At 59.7% G+C, this 16,622-nt stretch carries 13 protein-coding genes and 1 pseudogene; 7 read left to right on the top strand and 7 right to left on the bottom strand.

Annotation, left to right across the window (positions count from 1 at the left end; genetic code table 11):
• The first annotated feature begins 160 nt into the window (after nucleotides 1-160).
• The 7 genes and pseudogenes from alr to AXF19_RS07755 all read left to right on the top strand — a co-directional run bounded on the left by alr (nucleotide 161) and on the right by AXF19_RS07755 (nucleotide 8,301).
• Entirely contained in the window at nucleotides 161-1,267 is a 1,107-nt protein-coding gene (gene alr / locus AXF19_RS07785; protein WP_066847245.1) for an alanine racemase, read from the top strand.
• A 150-nt stretch (nucleotides 1,268-1,417) separates the two neighbouring features.
• Nucleotides 1,418-2,674, top strand: coding sequence for a nitrate reductase (locus AXF19_RS07780; protein WP_066847242.1), 1,257 nt, complete (start codon nucleotides 1,418-1,420; stop codon nucleotides 2,672-2,674).
• A 41-nt stretch (nucleotides 2,675-2,715) separates the two neighbouring features.
• Nucleotides 2,716-3,493: pseudogene (locus AXF19_RS07775) on the top strand (glucosaminidase domain-containing protein).
• Nucleotides 3,494-3,511: 18 nt separating this feature from the next.
• Nucleotides 3,512-5,137, top strand: coding sequence for an ABC-F family ATP-binding cassette domain-containing protein (locus AXF19_RS07770; protein WP_066847239.1), 1,626 nt, complete (start codon nucleotides 3,512-3,514; stop codon nucleotides 5,135-5,137).
• Nucleotides 5,138-5,507: 370 nt separating this feature from the next.
• Nucleotides 5,508-7,103, top strand: a complete 1,596-nt coding sequence (locus AXF19_RS07765; RefSeq protein WP_066847237.1) for an ABC1 kinase family protein — start codon at nucleotides 5,508-5,510, stop codon at nucleotides 7,101-7,103.
• A 3-nt stretch (nucleotides 7,104-7,106) separates the two neighbouring features.
• Nucleotides 7,107-7,466, top strand: coding sequence for a chorismate mutase (gene aroH, locus AXF19_RS07760; RefSeq protein WP_066847234.1), 360 nt, complete (start codon nucleotides 7,107-7,109; stop codon nucleotides 7,464-7,466).
• Nucleotides 7,467-7,485: 19 nt separating this feature from the next.
• Nucleotides 7,486-8,301 (top strand): hypothetical protein, encoded by an 816-nt coding sequence (locus AXF19_RS07755; RefSeq protein WP_066847231.1) that lies wholly within the window; start codon nucleotides 7,486-7,488, stop codon nucleotides 8,299-8,301.
• Nucleotides 8,302-8,529: 228 nt separating this feature from the next.
• On the opposite strand, the gene ftsZ is transcribed toward AXF19_RS07755, so the two are convergent.
• From ftsZ to murD, 7 genes are all read right to left on the bottom strand, one after another.
• The gene (ftsZ, locus tag AXF19_RS07750) at nucleotides 8,530-9,774 is read right to left on the bottom strand and encodes a cell division protein FtsZ (protein ID WP_172837372.1); all 1,245 of its coding nucleotides are present in this window, start codon (nucleotides 9,772-9,774) and stop codon (nucleotides 8,530-8,532) included.
• 105 nt (nucleotides 9,775-9,879) lie between these two features.
• The gene (locus AXF19_RS07745; protein WP_066847226.1) at nucleotides 9,880-10,230 is read right to left on the bottom strand and encodes a small basic family protein; all 351 of its coding nucleotides are present in this window, start codon (nucleotides 10,228-10,230) and stop codon (nucleotides 9,880-9,882) included.
• The gene (locus tag AXF19_RS07740) at nucleotides 10,227-10,928 is read right to left on the bottom strand and encodes a DUF881 domain-containing protein (RefSeq protein WP_066847224.1); all 702 of its coding nucleotides are present in this window, start codon (nucleotides 10,926-10,928) and stop codon (nucleotides 10,227-10,229) included. Before AXF19_RS07740 ends, AXF19_RS07745 begins: the two co-directional genes overlap by 4 nt.
• Nucleotides 10,929-11,657 (bottom strand): cell division protein FtsQ/DivIB, encoded by a 729-nt coding sequence (locus tag AXF19_RS07735; RefSeq protein ID WP_066847222.1) that lies wholly within the window; start codon nucleotides 11,655-11,657, stop codon nucleotides 10,929-10,931.
• The gene (murC, locus tag AXF19_RS07730; RefSeq protein ID WP_066847220.1) at nucleotides 11,654-13,984 is read right to left on the bottom strand and encodes a UDP-N-acetylmuramate--L-alanine ligase; all 2,331 of its coding nucleotides are present in this window, start codon (nucleotides 13,982-13,984) and stop codon (nucleotides 11,654-11,656) included. The genes AXF19_RS07735 and murC overlap by 4 nt, the downstream gene beginning before the upstream one ends.
• Nucleotides 13,985-13,989: 5 nt before the next feature.
• Complete coding sequence (murG, locus tag AXF19_RS07725; protein WP_066847217.1) at nucleotides 13,990-15,105, bottom strand: undecaprenyldiphospho-muramoylpentapeptide beta-N-acetylglucosaminyltransferase; 1,116 nt, start codon at nucleotides 15,103-15,105, stop codon at nucleotides 13,990-13,992.
• On the bottom strand, nucleotides 15,102-16,484 hold the full coding sequence (murD, locus tag AXF19_RS07720) for a UDP-N-acetylmuramoyl-L-alanine--D-glutamate ligase (RefSeq protein WP_066847214.1): 1,383 nt from the start codon (nucleotides 16,482-16,484) through the stop codon (nucleotides 15,102-15,104). The genes murG and murD overlap by 4 nt, the downstream gene beginning before the upstream one ends.
• Nucleotides 16,485-16,622 lie beyond the last annotated feature (138 nt).

Below are 16,622 nucleotides of genomic sequence, written 5' to 3'. Positions count from 1 at the left end.
TCCCCTGTAAGACTTTACAGCCCGTCCTATGGACGGGCTGTTTTCTATTGGAATACGATACATCTTTCACAAATAAGAATACATTGCATAAATTCCTTGCATACGCTAAAATGATAGGGCTAATTTTAGGATATGACAAGAATTTGAAAGGATGAGCCCTATGCCAAGCCGTGCGGCGTGGGTCGAGATTGATCTCGGAGCGATTGCCCACAACTACAAAGAAATTCGCAAACATATGCAGACGGGTGCAAAGCTCTGTGCCGTGGTCAAGGCGGATGCCTACGGACATGGTGCGATTGCTGTCGCACGCAAGGCAATCGCGGCGGGCGCAGAGTACCTCGCAGTTGCAACGATCTCCGAGGCGATGAAGCTGCGTGAGGCGGGATTTACAACGCCGCTCCTCATCCTCGGACTGACGAAGCCGGACAGCTCATTCGACATCGTGGACGCCGATCTCACACAGACGGTCTGCCGTCTCGATCTCGTGCAGGCACTCTCGGCGGAGGCTGTCGCGCAGGGCAAACGGGTCAAGGTACACCTCGCTGTCGATACGGGACTCGGCCGCATCGGCGTCCGCCCCGAGGACGCAGCGCACTTTGCACGCGTCATTACCGCCATGCCGGGCATCGAACTAGAGGGCGTTTTCTCGCATTTCGCGCTTGCAGACATCGCGGACAAGACATTTTCCATGGAGCAGATTCGACGTTTTCAAGAGGCATGCGAGGCAATCGAGGCGGTGGGTATCGACATTCCGATCCGCCACATCGCCGAGTCCGCTGCAATACTCGATCTGCCCAATGTGCATTTCGACATGGTGCGCGCGGGCATTCTGCAATATGGCCTCTGGCCGTCCGACGAGGTGACGCGCCCGCTCGATCTTCGCCCTGCGATGCGCTTCTGCGCACGCATTGTCTACATCAAGACGATCCCGCCCGGCACATCCATCGGATACGGGCGCAACTTCATCGCCGCGCGTGAGAGCCGCATTGCGACGATCTCCGTCGGCTATGCGGACGGCTACCTCCGCGCCTACACGGGCGGATTCGTGGAGGTCTGCGGGAAGCGCGCACCGATTGCGGGACGCATCTGCATGGATCAGTGCATGATCGATATCACGGACATCCCCGAGGCAAAACTCGGAGACATCGTGACCCTCTTCGGCTCGCAGACGCTCACGGCGGACGATCTTGCACGCTGGGCAGATACGATCAGCTACGAGGTGCTCTGCCTCGTCTCGAAGCACGTCTCACGGATCTACGTGGAGTAATTCGATAAAGTCATCTCATCCCCGCGCATCTGCGGGGATTTTTTTACGGTCATTGCATGGACATTTGCACTGGATCTTCTGATTCCCATTTGTGAAATCCTTTCCTTTGTGATAAAATAAAAATGTTTTGGTGCGCTGCAGGGGGGAGTTATGACGGGCGAAAAAAATAATGCGCACACGGCACTCTCATCTGCATTCGTACTTGTCTCCGTTGCTGCGCTGACGATTGTGCTGACGGCATCACTCTGCGCACGCGCGGGACTGCCGTTCGCAGCGGCATATACGGTCAGCGTCCTTGCGTGCATCATCGGGACACTCGCCGCCTCATACGGCGGACGGACGCTCATTGCACTCCCCTCGCCCGCCATCACGGCGTGGCTCGTCTATGTGGAGATCATTGCAAAGGGTCTTACGTGGCAGGAGATGCTCGGCATTGCGGCAGCGGTCTCCATCATCGGCGCTGCGCTCACGCGCACGAAGTACGCTGAGGCACTCATGCACGCCGTGCCCCCCATCGTCCGCACGGGTCTTGTCATGGGTCTCGGACTCACAATGCTTGTGACGGCGGCACTCTATGCGCGCATTCTCCTGCCGTCGCCGTGGGCGCTCACGATGGGCGGAACGCTCAGCGATCCGCTCACCTACTTCACGCTGACGGGCATTCTGCTCGTCCTCCTGCTCTCTGTACGGGGCGTACGCGCGGCACTGCCGCTTGGCATGCTGCTGATCGGCGCACTCACATGGGCGGAGGGCTTCTGGGAGATCCCCGCCGCGCCGTTTTACACGCCCGATCTCTCTGCGGCATTTACGCTGATGCTCCCGCAGACGGAGCCGTTTGCCGCGATCATGCTCGGCGTGATGCTGCTGCTCGCACTCATGATCGAGACGATGGCAGTGTTGACGGCACGGGCACATGAGGGGAATGCTGCGCCGCTCTTTCGTCTCTTTTCGGTCAGCGGCGTTGCCGCGTTCATCGGCGCATTTCCGCTGGCGGCTGCACCGATCTCACTCGTCGTATCCGAGAATACCGAGAAGTGCCGCATTGCGGGCATACCGCATACGGCACTCGCCGCTGCACTCCTGCTGCTCCTCATTCTGCCCTGTGCGCCGCTGATGCAGGCGCTTGCGGATTTCCCCGCCGTCCCCGCCATCGCGCTTGCCGTGACGGGGCTGCTGCTCCTTGCGCGCGGCATTCAGATACTCCGCACCACTGAGGATATTGGTCTGCGCGAGGGTGCGGTTCTCGCCGTATTTCTCCTCGCGTCATACGACATCGCGACGGGGCTGACGCTCGCGCTGATTTTCTGGACACTGCTCACGACGGCGCGAGGGCAGAAAATCACACGTACAACATGGGTGCTGACGGCATTCTTCACCGTATTTGCCCTGCTCAAATGGATTCTGTAGAGGACTTTTCTCCTCAAAAAATAAATTGGGAGGTTCATCACTTGCGAAAGGATATTCTTCTGCGCGGCTCTCTTGCCGCAACCCTCACGGGGCTTTTCATTCTGACTGCGGCATCCGGCGAGGCGCGCCGCGCACACGATTCGGATAATACGACGAAGGTTCGTACGGAGCGCGGTGCTGCTCCCGCAGAAAAGGCGGATTTCCGTACGCGCATCGACGCACTCATGAAGGAAGCTGCGGAGGCAAATGCTGTGGCAGCGTCAAAGGCCCCCCCCCGAGCCGCTGTTCAGTGTGCCCCAAACGCTCTCTGAGTATGACACCGCCATCATCGGCACGCCGCTCGCAAGTCAGGAACAGTGCGTGGACTATCTTCTCAGCGTGAATCCGAACCCCGAGATCTCGGTTACGCCGCGTGAGCTTGTCTCCTACTACTATGAGGAGGGCGCGCGCGAGGGCATCCGCCCCGATGTGGCGTTTGCACAGGCGCTCAAGGAGACGGGCTTCTTTCGCTACGGCGGCACGGTGACCCCCGACCAGAACAACTACTGCGGACTCGGCACAACGAGTGCAACAGTGAAAGGAGCCTACTTTGCCACTTCGCAGATCGGCGTGCGCGCACATATCCAGCATCTGCTCGCCTATGCGTCGACGCGCCGGCCTGTTGCGCCCGTCGTCGACCCCAGATACACGCTCGTCCGCAATGTCTACGGCACAAGCACACTCGGGCATTGGGAGGATCTCAACGGACGCTGGGCAGTTCCCGGCGACTCGTACGGACAGAGCATCCTGTCGATGTTTCGCGCAATCCTGCGCAAGTAGGGAAGGAGAACCGTCAGAATGATTACCGTCAACAATCTGAGTCTGCAATTCGGCAAACGCGTCCTCTATAAGGACGTGAACCTGAAATTCACCCCCGGCAACTGCTATGGCATCATCGGCGCAAACGGCGCGGGCAAGTCCACCTTCCTCAAGCTCCTCTCGGGCGACATTGAGCCGACGGGCGGCATCGTGGAGATCACGCCGGGCGAGCGCCTTGCCGTCCTGCAGCAGGATCACTATGCCTACGACGAGGTGGAGGTGCTGCGCACGGTCATCATGGGGCATCCGCGCCTCGTGGAGATCATGGACGAGAAGGACGCGCTCTACGAAAAGCCCGACTTCTCCGACGAGGACGGCATGCGTGCCTCCGAACTCGAGGCGGAGTTCGCAGAGCTGGACGGATGGAACGCGGAGACGGAGGCGGCACAGCTCCTCAACGGACTCGGTGTCCCCGACGCAAAACACACGCTCAAGATGAACGAGCTCTCCCCCTCGGAGAAGGTGCGCGTCCTGCTCGCACAGGCACTCTTCGGTTCGCCCGACATCCTCCTCCTCGACGAGCCGACGAACCATCTCGACGTGAACTCGATCAACTGGCTCGAGAACTTCCTCGGCGAGTTCCCGAACACGGTCATTGTCGTCTCGCATGACCGGCACTTCCTCAATCAGGTCTGCACCTACATCTGCGACGTGGACTTCGGCAAGATCTCCCTCTTTGCGGGCAACTATGACTTCTGGTATCAGTCCAGTCAGCTCGCCCTGCAGATGGCAAAGGACGCAAACAAGAAGAAAGAGGAGAAAATCAAAGAGCTGCAGACCTTCATTCAGCGCTTCTCCGCAAACGCCTCGAAGTCGCGTCAGGCGACCTCGCGCAAGAAACTCCTCGAGCGCATCACGCTCGACGATATCAAGCCCTCGACGCGCCGCTATCCGTACATCGCCTTTACGCCTGATCGCGAGGCGGGCGATCAGCTGCTGACGGTTGAGGGGCTGTCCAAGGAGATCGACGGACGTCAGCTCTTCAAGAATGTCAGCTTCACGCTGAAGAAGGGCGACAAGGTTGCCTTCGTCGGTCCGAACGGCGCGGCAAAGACCATGCTCTTTAAGATTCTCATGGGCGAGGAAGAGGCGGACGAGGGTACGTTCAAATGGGGCGTGACGACGACGCAGACCTATCTTCCCTCGGACAACAGCTCTTATTTTGATGACGTGAAGCTCAACCTCGTCGACTGGCTGCGCCAGTACTCCAAGGATCCGGACGAGACCTTTGTGCGCGGCTTCCTCGGGCGCATGCTCTTCTCGGGCGAGGAGAGTCAGAAGCGCGCCGAGGTGCTCTCGGGCGGCGAGCGCGTCCGCTGTATGCTCTCGCGCATGATGCTCTCGGGCGCGAATGTCCTCCTCTTTGACGAGCCGACCGACCATCTCGACCTCGAGTCCATCACGGCACTGAACAACGGGCTCATGTCCTTCGGTGGCACGATTCTCTTCGCCTCGCGCGACCACGAGTTCACGCAAACCGTTGCAAACCGCATCATCGAGATCACGCCCGTCGGCGTTGTCGACCGCATCTCGACCTACGATGAATACCTCTCGAACGAGACGGTGAAGCAGCAGCTTGCGGAGAAGTACAAGGCTGCGGAGTAAAAGGGAGGCGACATTGCTCCTAAGCGAACCCTAGTGGAGCAAGTGAGTAAAGCGGGCGTTTCGCCCCCTGCGGATTTCTTTCGTCCAAGCGAAGCGCGTTTAAGAAGTCCGCAGCAGGTATTAGGGAATCACGAACTCAATGATGCCGTTCAGATTGGTGCAGATTTTTCGTCCTGTCAAGAAGATAAACCGGAGGCATAGCGGTGGCTATGCTGAGGATTTATCGACGCAGAGAGGGCGGAAAAGATGTGCCAAGATGAATGGCTGAATGAGTCCGTGATTCCCTCAGCGAATAAGCACGCGATCACTTGCGTAACTAAGCGTTCGCGTGGAGCATGTCGGTTCATGCTTTTAGGCAGGAGGTGAGAGGATGCTGGGTACACTCTTGCAGGGCACGGAGAACAAGAATGCCGCTCTGCGCCTGCGCGAGATGGTCACGGTGCTGCGCCGCCACGACATTGTACATGGTCTGACGCCGGCGAAACTACGCGCCATCTTCGAGGATCTCGGTCCCACCTTTGTGAAGTTCGGGCAGATCATGAGCATGCGCCCCGACTTTCTGCCAACGGAGTACTGCGATGAGCTGATGAAGCTGCAGACGGGCGCGCGCCCTCTCCCCTTCCCCGTCATCCTCTCCATCGTGGAGCAGGAATACGAGCGCGAGTGGAACAAGGTTTTCCGCACGATCGACAGCACGCCGCTCGGCTCCGCGAGCATCGCGCAGGCACATCGCGCAACGCTCACCTCGGGTGAGCAGGTCGTCATCAAGGTGCAGCGCCCCGGCATCCATGAGATCATGCGCATGGATCTCACGCTCATGAAGCGTGCAGCAACCATCATCCGCCTTGTCAGCCGCGATGATGTCGTCGATTTCCGCACGCTAATGGATGAGATGTGGAACATCGCAAAACAGGAGATGGACTTCCTCATCGAGGCGGGACATATCGAGGAGTTCGCGCATCTGAACCGCGATAATCCCTTCATCTCCTGCCCGCGCGTCCTGCGCGACCTCTCCACCCAGCACATCCTCGTCATGGAGTACATCGACGGCATCCCGCTCGACCAGACCGAAGCACTGCACGCGGCGGGCGTTAACGTCACGCAGATTGGGCGCCGCCTCGGCGAGAACTACGCAAAGCAGATCATCGAGGATGGCTTCTTCCACGGCGACCCGCACCCCGGCAACATTCGCGTGCGAAACGGCACGATTGTCTGGCTCGACCTCGGCATGATGGGGCGTCTCAGCAACCGTGACCGCACAGCGCTGCGCCGTGCGATCCTCGCGCTCGCAACCCATGACACCTTTGAGATGAAGGCGGCTGTCCTCGCGCTCGGCATCGTGCGTGGGCGCATCAACCACGCGCAGCTCTATCAGGACATCGACGTGATGATGGAGCAGTACGGCTCTCTCGATTTCAGCGACGTGCACATGGGCGTGCTGACGAATCAGATCCTTGGAATCCTGCGCGTCCACCACATCGGCTGTCCGAGCGGGCTTGCGATGTTTGCACGCGGGGTTATGACCGTGGAGATCGTCATGCGCCGCTGCGCCCCCGAGGTCAGCTTCCTCGAGATCTTTGCACGCAGCCTGTCGTTGGGATTCGTACAGGGCATGACGTGGCGCGAGGGACTGGCGAAAGCACGGCAGGAGGGCATCATGCTCCTGCGCAAGTCCGTCCAGATCCCAGAGCAGCTTGCCGACCTCCTCAAGATGACAATGAGCGGACAGGCAAAGCTGAACATCGACCTCACAGGCTCGGAGGAACCCGTCCAGCGCCTCGACAAGATGATCAACAAGCTCATCATCGCACTCCTATGCGCGGCGCTCCTCATCGCCTCGAGCACCATCTGCACAACGGATATGAAACCGCAGATCGGCGGCATTCCGTTCCTCGGCATCCTAGGCTACCTCATTGCATTCATCCTGAGTCTGCGGCTCATCTGGGACATTCACAAGGGAGTGTAGAGTATGCGCGGTATACGCGGCGCCACGACAGTTGGGCGCAATGAAAAGGAAGAAATCTGGCTGGCGGCGCAGGAACTTATCACGGAACTCCTGCGTACGAATGCCATCACACCTGCTGACATCGGTGCGGCCATCTTCAGTGTCACCGACGACCTGACGGCGGCATTCCCGACGGCGGGCGTGCGCCGCATCGCAGGATTCGACCTCGTTCCCCTCTTTGACGCGCGCCAATGTGCGATTGAGGACAGCCTCCCGCGCTGCATCCGCGTCCTCCTCCTTGTCAATACAGACGCCGCACAGAGTGACATTCACCATGTCTATCTCCGTGCGGCGGCAAACCTCAGACCCGATCTTGAGGGATAAATTTGCAGAAAGCTCCATTATGAAAAAAATATCCCACCTCTTCGCCGCATTCGCCGTTCTGGGGACTTCCCTCCTCTCCGGTTGCGCCTTCATGCTGACGGGCGAAAACGGCGATCCATATACAGCGGACGACGTGATCGACATCGTGTCATCGGAGTTCGCCGCCTGCAAGCCTCATATTGTCCCCGTGACAACTCAAGTTGAAAAAGAAAAACCGTTCCAGCGCAATACATACGTCCTGTACGATGAGGCGAACGATTTCACCTTTTCCGCCAGAGCAGTTGTCCGCAGACCGACACTCCCGCTCCCATGCGCCCAACGGGATACGAACGCAGCCTTTGCCTATGCCGAGGGCTATGCCGCCCATCTGAACCCGCAGATCTGCGCAATGACAGAAACGTACGGTTTTCGCACCGCCACACGGGAGGAGTCTGCGGCATTGATCCAGTCGAAGATCAAACGCAAACAGGGCGATATGGAATTCTCTCTCTTTGACGAGGGGGATTTTATCTTCGTCAGTGACACTGCTATGGGTGCAGATATGGTCGCAGTCTGCAGGAACCTCTACGATATGTATAAGCCGGAAGGAGACGGCGTGATCCTCTCCAACCTATACGGGCGCAAGATCACATTTTACTATCTGCCGCCCGGCGAAGAGGACTTGACCAAAGGCATCTTTATCCTATTCTTCACACTGGAAGGTCGGAACGACTGGGCGGCCACGCTGTCCGACAATCCCGGCTCCTCATCGAATGAAAAGGATGTCGCCGTTCTGGAAAAGAACCTCGGAGATTACTTCGAGCATTGTCTCCGCGGCGCGGCACATTCACATTAGGGAATCACTGATAAAATGAAGTCCGTCAGATTGGCGTAGATTTTTTCGTCCGATTGAGGAGGCAAACCGGACGCAGAGTGGTGCTCTGTGGAGGATTTGCCGACAAAAAGCGGGCAAAAAAGATGCGCTAAGATGGCGGTGCTGAATTTATCAGTGCTTCCTTAGTTTTGTCCATAGAAAAAGCACAGAAGCCTTCGCTTCTGTGCTTTTTTCATATGCGGTTTCTGTTTAGCGCTTGCGCATCCATTCGGGGATATCGATGATATCCATGCCTCCGGAGCCGGCATTCGGCTCGACGACATTCATGCGGCGATTGCCGGCAGCATTTCCCATATTCGGCGGGATAATCGACGCCGCGGGACGTGCCTGTGGCTGCGGAGCAGCAGGCTGTGCGGGCACCGCCTTCGGTGCGGACGTGCCGGTCATGCCCGGCATGGAGATCCAATCCGCCGTCAGCCCCGTATCCGTATAGTTCGCCCCCATCGTGCCGGCGGTCTCCGTCACTCCGAAGCCCGTCGCAACAACGGTGACGCGGACGCTGTCATCGAGACTCTCGTCCACGCCGATACCCCAGATGATATTTGCCTGACGCCCGTTCGATGCGTTCATGATGACGCTGTTCAACCACTCGGATGCCTCGTTGACCTCATACATGCTGAGCGCCCTCGAGCCCGTGAAGTTCATAATGACGGAGGTCGCACCCTCAATGCTCGTCTCGAGCAGCGGCGACTCGATTGCAGCCTTTGCCGCCGCAACCGATGCACCCTCGCCGCGTGCCTCACCGATGCCCATGATCGCCGCACCACCGTTCGCCATCGTCGTCTGAACGTCCGCAAAGTCGAGGTTGACAACCCCCTGATTCGTGATGAGGTCGGTGATCCCCTTGACGCCCTGCCAGAGCACATTGTCAACCTTGCTGAACGCCTCGGTGACAGGTGTGCTCTTGTCGATGATCTTCATGAGGCGGTCGTTCGGAATCGTAATGATCGTGTCAACGTGCTGCTGCAGATTCGTGATTCCCGCATCCGCATTGCGCGCGCGCGTCATGCCCTCATAGGAGAAGGGACGCGTGACAACGGCAACCGTCAGTGCACCGAGCTCGCGCGCACACTCCGCGACAACGGGTGCTGCCCCCGTGCCCGTACCGCCGCCCATGCCGGCAGTGATGAAGACCATATCCGCGCCGCGCAGCGCCGCTACGATCTTCTCGCGGCTCTCCATCGCGGCTGCCTCGCCAATCTCGGGGCGTGCACCTGCACCGAGCCCCTTATCGCCGATCTGAATGCGCACTGCTGCCTTGGACTGCAGGAGCGCCTGTGCATCCGTATTGATCGCCACAAATTCAACGCCCTGCAATCCGGAGTCAATCATATTATTGACCGCGTTGCCACCGCCGCCGCCTACACCGACAACGATGATCTTTGCGAGTTCTTCAAAGTTATCATCCAGTTCGAACACAGCTTCAGCCTCCATATGATGTGTATATATGCTTCTATCAATAAATAGTAATTGTCCTCGCATATTTTACCATGAAAATCAATATATTTCCATAGCAACAAAAAATTTTAGTATCTTTTATTATTCCACGCCGTCCCGATAGTCCTTCAGCAGGTGGCGGCGCAGGATTGCAAGGTTCTTGAAGATACGGAAGCCGAATGCGAGCAGGGCGACGTAGTAGAGGTCGATGCCGAGGCGGTCGCCGATGAAGACGAGCGCTGCCGCGAGCAAGGTATTCGAGAAAAAACCTGTGACAAAGACATGCTTGTCGAAGCGCTCCGCAACTGCAGCTCTGAGGCCGCCGAATGCGGCGTCAAGCGCCGCAACGAGCGCGACGGAAAAGAGCTTTGAATACGCGAGCGGAATGACAATCGGGCTCACATAGCCGATGAGGAGGCCGATCGCGAGGCTGACGAGAACGATGTAAATCATTTATTTCCCTCCTCGCGCTCCTCTGTCTCACGCGCGTAGCTCTGCCGTATGCTCCCGCGATAGGGTGGAATGTAAACATCGTCGCTCACGGTGATATCGAGCTGGATGCCCCAGACGCTCAGGGTCTCGACGACGCCGCCACGCATCCGCAGCGAGTTCTCAAGTGACTTCTTGTCCCCAATGGCGCGAATCTCAAACGGCGCGGAGGAGCGCACGTTGTTCACAGAGAGTGTCGGCCCCGCGCAGCGGATCTCGGAGATGCCCGTGAGACGCTGTCCATTGACGGAGATCGCCTCAGCGCCCGCCGCGCGCAGCTCGTTGATGACGCGCAGGAGATCGTCGTCGTGGATGACGTAGAGATTCGGATTCTCCCCCGCCTTTACGGGCTTTGCGCTGTCATCCATGCGCACAATGACGCCCTCCCCCTCAAGGGGTACGAGTGCCGCACGGTAGCGCAGCATTTCCTGATCCTGCTTGTTGTCCACATCGGCGGCAGCCGCCTGCATCTTGCGCAACTCCTCGCCGAGCTCGTCGCGCTCGTGCTCGGTCTGAAGCAGGCGATCCGAGATCTCCTCAATGCGCTGCTGCGAAAGGCTTGCCTTTCCATCCTGCGCCGTGCGAAACTGCACGGCAATCATAAATCCGATCAATACGCAGACGAGCGCAATGAGCCACCCGCCCTGCCGGAATTGTTTCATTTATTTCCCCTCTATAGTCTTATCTGCGAGTTTGATAAATGGTGCGTCATAGCTAAAGTCGACGTACTCGATTGTATGACGCGTGGTCTTCTGATCCTGCAAAAAATCCTGTGTGAGTCCTGCCTTCTCGGGGATGCGCCCGATATCACCGAGACGGATTGGAAGCGCCGTCTTCGTGTAGGCAACGACGGCGGACGGCACGGTGATGTTGACCTCGGAGATCTCCCCAATGTCCGCAGGGTCAATCTTCGCGAGGAAGGTGATGACCTGCGCGACCTGCGCATTGGAGTTGTCATCCCCGATGTAGAGATCGCGCAGCTTCACCCCTGTGATGATGGGGATGTCCGCGCCCTTGAGTGTGCGATAGCTCGCGATGACCTTGCCCTGACGGTCAAAGTCCAGATAGCCGTAGTCACAGGCGACCGTAGCCACGGGAATCCGCTCGACGATCTCCATCTCGATCTTGTTCGGTAGCTGACGGCGCACAACGGCGGACTCGATGCGCAGATCGTGCAACAGATTCGTCGTCATGGCATCCGTCTTTAGTTCAAATAGGCGTTGTCCGTACTGAATGCGTGCAATCTCGCACAGCTCTGCCTCGTCCAGATGGACGTTGCCGCGCACAACGAGCTGCTGAAAGGTGAAGAGCGGCGAATAGATGAGCGCGGCAATCGCGGCGGCGGCACACAGGAGGTAAAGTGCCCCCTTTAGAACGCGGCGCGAACTCATCGACGGTATCCCGCCATCGCGAGGATCTCCTCGCAGAGCTCAGGAAAATCAATGCCGACGGCACGTGCGGCATCGGGCACGAGCGAGGTCGCCGTCATGCCCGGCACGGCGTTGACCTCGATAGCGTACGGCTCGCCCGCATCGCTCAGCATGACATCAATGCGCGCAACACCCGCGCAGCCGCACGCCTGAAATGCGCGCACGGCGAGCTGCTGCACCGCCGCCGTACACTCCTCGGAAATCTCTGCGGGCACAATATGCGTCGATGCGCCCGGCGTATACTTGCTCTCGTAGTCATAGCGCCCCGAGGTGGTCGTAATCTCGATAACGGGCAGCGCCTCCGCGTGGGAACTCGTTCCCCGCACGGCGACCGTCAGCTCGCGCCCTTGGATGAACTCCTCGATGAGCACCTCGTTCCCATACGAGAACGCCTCATCAATCGCACGCTGCACGTCCTCCTCACGCGTCACAATATAGACACCGATGCTCGAGCCCTGCTCGGGTGCCTTGACGACGAGCGGGAGATCGAACTCCGCGCGCACGCGCTCCGCCGTATATACGTCCCGCTCCCCCGCATGAATGCAGAGGAAGCGTGGTGTCGCAATGCCCTCCGCGCGGAAGATACGCTTCGCCGTCAGCTTGTCCATCGTAAGCGCGGCGGCGCGCACGCCCGAGCCCGTGTAGGGGATGCCGAGCATGTCGAGTGTCCCCTGCAGAACGCCGTCCTCGCCGTACTTCCCATGCAGGGCATTGAATACGATGGCAGGATGCAGATTTTGAATCTCCTCGGCAAATGTGGGCGGGTTCAGCTCCATGCCGACGGCGGGATAGCCCTTTGAGAGCAGCGCCTTCAGAATCGCACCGCCCGAGCGGCGCGAGACCTCCGCCTCCGTGGAGGAGCCGCCCATGACGACGACAACGGGCTGCTCGCCCGTGCCTACCGTACCGTTTTTAAGCTGTTCGACCAGCGCCTCCCCAACCTCGAGGATGTTGCCCGCGCCCATCGTGATGACAAGATCGCCCGCACGCACGTGCTGTGCAAGGTAGCACTCGAGATCTGCACGCTCGGGCAGGTAGACACTGTCCTGCCCCGTTGCCTTTGCGACCTCCTCCATCAGCGTCTCGCCGCTGATGCCGGGAATCGGTGCCTCGCCCGCCGCATAGACATCGGTCAGGAGGAGCAGGTCTGCTGCGGCAAAGCATCCGCCAAACTCCGCGCGCAGGAGCTGCGTACGCGAGTAGCGATGCGGCTGAAAGACGCAGATGAGGCGTGCGGGATTCGTCGCACGCGCCGCCGTCAGCGTCACGGCAATCTCCGTCGGATGGTGTGCATAGTCATCCACCACCCAGACGCCGCGCTCCTTGCCCTTCGTCTGGAAACGGCGCTTTGCCCCGTGGAAGCCCGCAAGCGCATCCTGTATCTGCGTGAAATCGACGCCCGCAAGACGTGCGACCGCAATGCAGGCGAGCGCATTGAGCACATTGTGACGCCCCGGGATGTTGAGGGAGATGCGCCCCATCTCTGCGCCGCGCTCAAACACATTGAACGAGATGATGGAGCCGTGCGTCTCGATGTCCGCCGCACGGTAGTCCGCCTCCCGATCAATGGCATAGGAAATAACGCGCCGCTTCGTCGCCGCCGCGATGTTCCGCAGGATCTCATTTTCAAAGCAGAGCACCGCCGTGCCGTCCTCATCCACCTGATCGACGAACGTGCGGAATGCCTCGATGATCTTCTCCATCGTGCCGTAGTGATCCATATGGTCGTCCTCGACGTTCGTCACAACGGCGACGTGGGGGCGCAGCTTGAGGAAGGAGCCGTCGCTCTCATCTGCCTCGGAGACGAGCCAGCGACTCGTGCCAAGCTTCGCATTCGTACCGAGATCGGGCACCTCGCCGCCGACAATGATGGTCGGCGACACGCCCACGCGGTCGAGCGTCACACCAATCATGGAGGTGGTCGTCGTCTTGCCGTGCGAACCCGCGACGGCGATGCCGTCGTACTCATTCACGAGCGCGGCATTGATGTCAGAGCGGTGCAGCTTCGGGATGCGCAGATCCCACGCTGCAATGACCTCGGGGTTGTCGTAGGGAATCGCCGTGGAGACGACAATCGCATCTGCACCGCGTACATTCTCCGCGCGCTGTCCGTCCGTCGACACGCGCGCGCCGAGTCGCACGAGTTCCTCGATGATGGGCGATGTCCCCTGATCGGAGCCGGACACATTGTAGCCGAGCAGGAGGAGAATCTTTGCGAGCGGACTCATCCCTGCGCCGCCGATGCCGACAAAATGTATGTTGTGAATCCCCTTCAAATCCTTGAGCAACGTCCTCACCCTTCTCTTTTACAAATCCGCAGCGCAAGCGCCGCGATCTCCTCTGCTGCCTCGGGCTTTCCGAGCCGCTTCATCGCCGCCGCCATATCTGCGCGGCGCGCATCATCCGCGAGCAGAGCGCCGAGCGCCCCTTCAAGTGCCGCAGCGCTGACATCGCGGTTGAGAATGACCTCTGCGGCGCCCGCCGCCTCGACAGCGCGCGCATTTTTCTCCTGATGGTTCTCCGCCGCATACGGGTACGGGATGAGGATCGCGGGCACCCCCCGTGCCGCGAGCTCCGCCAGCCCCGTTGCGCCCGCGCGAAAGACAGCGACATCCGCCATCGCCATCGCCTCTGGCATATTGTAGAGATACGGCAGGACGCGCAGGTTCGGATGCTCCTCGAGCCGTACGCCCGCATTCCGTATGCGCGCAAGTGTATCCCCATGCTCGTCCGAACCCGTCACATGGAGGTACTGCACCTCGCTCTGCTCCGCCGCGTGCGCGATAACCTCGACCATCGCGCGATTGATCGAGCGCGCGCCGCGGCTGCCGCCCGAGACGAGCACAGTCTTTTTCGCAGGGTCAAACCCAAATGCCCGCGCGCCGTCCTCACGCGTCGCCGTCAGCACCTCGGGGCGGATCGGATTGCCCGTCACATAGGTCTTTTCCTTTGGGAAAACATTCTTTGCGTCCTCCATGCCCACGGCAATCGCCGTTGCAAATTTCGCGAGGATGCGGTTCGTCACGCCCGCGAAGACGTTCTGCTCCTGCACGAGGGTCGGCACGCCCGCAAGGCTCGCCGCGAGGAGGATGGGTCCCGCGACATAGCCGCCCGTCCCGATGGCAACATCGGGACGAAAGCCGTGCACGATGCCGCGTGCCCGCGATACGGCAAGCATGGCACGCCACGCGCGGGAGATGTTCTCCAATGAGATTTTTCGCTGAAAGCCCGCGAGGTCGACTGCAATAAAGTCAATCCCCTCGCGCGGCACGATGTCCGCCTCCAACCCGTGCGGCGTGCCGACGTAGAGGATGCGCGCGGACGGCTCACGGCGCTGAATCGCGCGGATGATTGTGAGCGCAGGGTAGATATGCCCGCCCGTTCCGCCGCCCGATACGATGATGTTCATAGCTCGTTCACAATCCTCTTGAAGTCCCGACCGCGCTCCTCATAGCCGCCGTACATGTCGAAGCTGGCACAGGCGGGCGAGAGGAGCACCGTCTGCGGCGCGGCGGCAAGCTCATGTGCAATCCGTACGGCCTCCTCCATATGGTAGCCCGCGCGGTGGATCTGCTCCGCCGCGATTCCTGCCTCGAGTGCCGCCGCAGCAAAGCGCTCCGTCGCATCGCCGACAAGGATGAGTTCATCCACGCGCGCATGCACAAGCGTCATAAACTCCGTGAGGTCGGTCAGTTTGTCGTCGCCGCCCGCAATCAGGATCATATGCCCGGCAAATGCCTCGAGCGCCTTGATTGCAGAATCCGTATTCGTCGCCTTCGAATCATTGAAGTATCTGACGCCGTCCAGCGTCCGCACAAATTCGATACGGTGCTCCACACCCTTGAACGCGCGCAGCACAGGGCGCATCTCTGCAGGCGTTACTCCTGCAAAGAACGCCATTGCCGCCGCCGCGAGCGCATTCTCGACGTTATGTCCACCCGGAATACCGAGTTCACTTGTCTCAATGAGGACATGCTCCTCGCCATCCCAGCGAATGACGATCATGCCGTCGGCGCGCACGCATGCGCCCTCTGCGAGTTCCTCACGTCGGCTGAAGAAGCATACCTGCCCATTGGCACGCTCCGCCATCCCGCGCGTATGCGGATCGTCATAGTTCAACACGAGGAAGTCCTCCGCCGTCTGCGCGGCAAAGAGCTTCTCCTTCATCGCCTGATAGACCTCCATCGAGCCGTGACGTACGATGTGGTCGGGGGTCACGTTCAGCTCCGCGACAATCGCAGCGTGAAAATGCGCAGTTGCCTCCATCTGATAGCTTGAGATCTCCGCCGCAATCGCGCCGTCTGCGGGGGTCTCCTGCGCCACATCGATAAGCGGCACGCCGATGTTGCCGCCGACGCCGACCGCAGCAAAATGCGCGCGCAGGAGCTCGCCGAGCAGCGTCGTCGTCGTGGTCTTTCCGTTCGTCCCCGTGATGGCATAGAGGGGCGCACGTGCAATCTCTCCCGCCAGCTCGACCTCGGTGGTGACGCGGATGCCGCGTTCCCGTGCGGCGGTCACGAGTGGGATGCGCTCGGGCACGGCGGGCGAGAGGACGATGAGATCCGTCCCCGCGAGCAGTTCTTCCCTTTGTGCGCCAAAGACGCAGGAGATTCCCTGCGCCCGCAAATCTTCAATATGTTTCTGCGTCAGTGCATCTTTTTCCGCATCTGCCTCGGCCTTCGCGTCCGAGAGCGTCACGCGCGCGCCCGCCGCCGCGAGGTATCGCGCCGCCGCAAAGCCGCTGATGCCCGCCCCGATGACGAGCGCAGACTGATTTTGATAGGACAATTCCCTGTGTCCCCCTTAGTATGAATTCGTATTGATTTTATATCGGTTATCACGGGTGAATAGATGTTGGGCAGCTTAGTGCGTTTCCCTAAGCGAACCCTAGTGGAGCAAGTGAGTAAAGCGTGCGGTATGCCCCGG

The organism is Selenomonas sp. oral taxon 126 (assembly GCF_001683335.1).
Lineage (GTDB): Bacteria > Bacillota > Negativicutes > Selenomonadales > Selenomonadaceae > Centipeda.
The sequence above is the reverse complement of the archived record's forward strand: the minus strand, read 5'-3'. Positions and strand labels throughout refer to the sequence as shown.